Origin of the sequence: Streptomyces nanshensis, assembly GCF_001751255.1 — a bacterium.
GTDB classification, from domain to species: Bacteria; Actinomycetota; Actinomycetes; order Streptomycetales; family Streptomycetaceae; genus Streptomyces; species Streptomyces nanshensis_A.
Window position 1 is genome coordinate 1 of the sequence record NZ_LJGW01000172.1, and the last position, 2895, is coordinate 2895.

A 2895-nucleotide genomic window follows, 5' to 3' on the forward strand; every position below is an offset into this window, starting at 1 on the left:
CAGCGCGTCGGCGAGCTCGGCGGCGTCGCCCGCCGTGGCATGCGCGGAGCAGATCAGCAGCCCCGGCACACCCTGCGGCGCCGGCGGCGTCGAGGGCGGGGCTTGCTGGTGTCCGGCCAGGAGGACTTCCCCGATGGCGCCGGCCGCGGCGCGGACGCTCGGCAGGCAGCGCAGCCGGGCGTGGGGCACCAGCCGCGGCAGATCCTCCCCGAGCCCGACCGTGAGGATCTCCAGCCCCTGGCAGGTGGGGGAGGTCGCGGCTTCCAACGCGACCGCCCGCGCGATCGACCGTGCCTGCTCTCCGTCCCCGTGCAGCAGCAGCGCCCGCAGCCGGTGCAGCTCGGCCAGCAGATGGTCGCCCTCCGGGCCGGAGCCGAGGGTGACCAGCCCCGGGTACGGGACGGCCAGGCGGGCCGCCGGCTCCTCCTCCAGGAGCGCGGCGGACGGCGGCAGGCTCCACCAGCCCTCCGGAGCCCACTCGGTGAACGGGTACGGACCGGGCCCGGACGCGTCCGGCAGGATCTGCACGGTGTGGGCGGTCACCCGCGCCCCGCGCAGCACCGGAAGCCGCTGCCGCTGCTGCACGCAGTGCCCGGCCAGGGTCCGCAGCGCCCGGTCCAGAAGCCGGACACTGCCCACCCGGCGCCCGCCACCGGCTTGCCCGGATTCGGGCACAGCACGCGGCGACTGCTGCTCGATCTGCGGGCGGGCCTCGACGGCCGGCCGCGGCAGCCGCTGATCCGCCGCGGCATGCGCAGAGGTGCGAGCGCGGCGCCGGGCGAGGAGCTTCCGCAGCCCGCCCCGTACACGCGCGCCGCCGGACTCTGCGTCCGGGCCGGCCTGTACGGGCGCGGGATAGTTGATCTGCTGCGCCAGCCGTTCGGCGACCGACCGGGCCGCCTTCACCAACTCGCCGCGCTCAAGACCGCCCTCGCGGCCCGAAGCAAGGCTCAGAGCCTGCCGCGGCACATACGGCAGCGTCCCCACCAGCGGAACCCGCAGACCGGCCCGCTCCAGCACGCCCATCACCTGCTCCGCCCGGTGCTGCTCCTCGATGAGCACCAAGCCCAGGCCCTGCGCCCCGAACCGGTCTGCCAGCGCCCGCAGTTGCACGGTGGCCGCCCGCATCGAAGGGATCGTCGTACGGGCGACGAGCACCACCGCATCCGCCCGCTGCGCCAGCAACGCACCCGGCCCGGCAGCGGCGCTGCGGCCCACATCGACGAGCACGTCGTGCCCGTGCGCGCCGATTCCCGCGAACTCGCCGGCCAGGACCTTCCACACGCGGGCGAACTGGGCGGCCTCCACCGGAGGATCGGTGAACCCGGGCAGCAGCGCCCGACGACCGTACGGGCCGCGGCCGGGCGCACTGGCCCCGTCGGTGAAGACCAACTGCCGCCAGAACGCCTCGTGCAGCGCGTGCGCGCCGCGCCGCCCCGGCACCGCCAGATGGCCCAGGCCCCGCGGGGGCCCGTCAGGCTCGATGGGGGCGGGCGGGAGGAGGGAGATGCCGTCCGGGTCGCACTCCGCGCCGATCAAGGTGCGCTGCGCCGACAGCGGCCACGCCGCGTGCAGCGCGAGCATCGTCGTCGTCGCTCCGGGCGCGCCCGGGCAGCCGGCCAGTACCAGGACGGCCATCATCTGCCCCAGGAGCGCCGCAGCGCCCGCCTGCTGGCCGGCCGGTCCCGGTGGCAGCGGCGGCTGATGTGGTGCACGGTCACGATTCCCCCACGTTCGTTCAGTCGTTCGCGCTCACGGGCCGGTCGGCGGCTCGCCAGGCTCCGGCCCCGGCTCCGGCTCTGTCGGGAGCGTCCGGGCCGGGCCATCGCCCACGTGCTGGCCGGCCCGGACGCTGTGGGAGAGCTCCGGGCCGTCCTCCGGGCTCTCCACCGGCCGCCGCGGCGCGCTCACTTCCGCGGCGGGGCTGGGGGACAGGGCGGCAGCGAACGCGGCCACGCGCCGGGCGGCTTCGTCGGCGCCGTCGGCGTCCGGCCGCTCCAGCAGCGGTTCGAGGACCGTGCTGCCGGCGACGACGAGTTCGGCCAGCGGTGCGACCATCGCGGCCCGTTCGGGAGTGGACAGGCCGATTCCGCAGGCCAGCGTGTCCGCACCGGCGGCCCGCACGCGCGTGCAGAACCGGCGCAGATCCGGCAGGACGAGGTCGCCGCGGTAGCCGGAGACGGCATCCGCCGCCGGTACGTACGCGAAGCCGCTCGCCGTCTGGGCGACTTGAGCCAGCCGCAGGTCGCTGGCGCGCCGCGCGGCGAACTGCGGCGTGAGCAGTCCGTAGCAGCGGGCGGCGGCCTGCAGCGATTCGGCTTCGTCGCCTGGCAGGTCCGGGATCATCATCCCGGCGGCCCCGGCCCGGGCGAGGTCCTGCACGAACCGCTCCGGCCCGTACAGCAGCACCGACGCGTAGTACGACAGCACCACGACCGGCGCCTCCTGCGCGACGCCGCGGACCGCCGTCATCACCTCCAGCAGGTCGGTGCCCTGCCGGAGTGCATGCCGGTAGGCCCGGGAGATGACCGGCCCGTCCAGCATCGGCCGCCTGTCGGGGACCCCCAGCTCGATCACCTCCGCACCGGCGGAGACGGCCTGCCGCGCCAGCGCCACGCAGCCGCCCAGGTCCGGGAACCCGGCCGGAACGAACGCGGCCAGCGCCGTCGTGCCCTGCTGCCGCTGCTGCTCCAGCACCTCCGTCAACGCACGGGCGGACGCGGTCAGCGCCATGATCTCCTCACTCTCCACTCGCCTCGTCAGCTCCCTGCTCCGCCCGCACCCCGCTACGGGGCCCCGCCGCCGGGCGGCCGCGCATGCCGGTGGCCGGGGCGGCCGCGGAGACAGGACGCGGCGTTCCCGGCTGGAGGGCCCCCGGGGGGAATCGGGGGCCCT

General features: G+C 76.5%; 2 protein-coding genes. Both read right to left on the reverse strand.

All coding sequences use genetic code 11. From position 1 onward, the window contains the following. Positions 1-1641: hypothetical protein (locus tag AN218_RS10740; protein WP_070016563.1), on the reverse strand; the 1641-nt coding region annotated here is incomplete at its 3' end. Between the two features lie 111 nt (positions 1642-1752). Continuing rightward, a complete protein-coding gene (gene trpA / locus AN218_RS10745) occupies positions 1753-2751 on the reverse strand; it encodes a tryptophan synthase subunit alpha (RefSeq protein WP_070016564.1) in 999 nt (332 codons plus the stop codon). Positions 2752-2895: the final 144 nt, after the last annotated feature.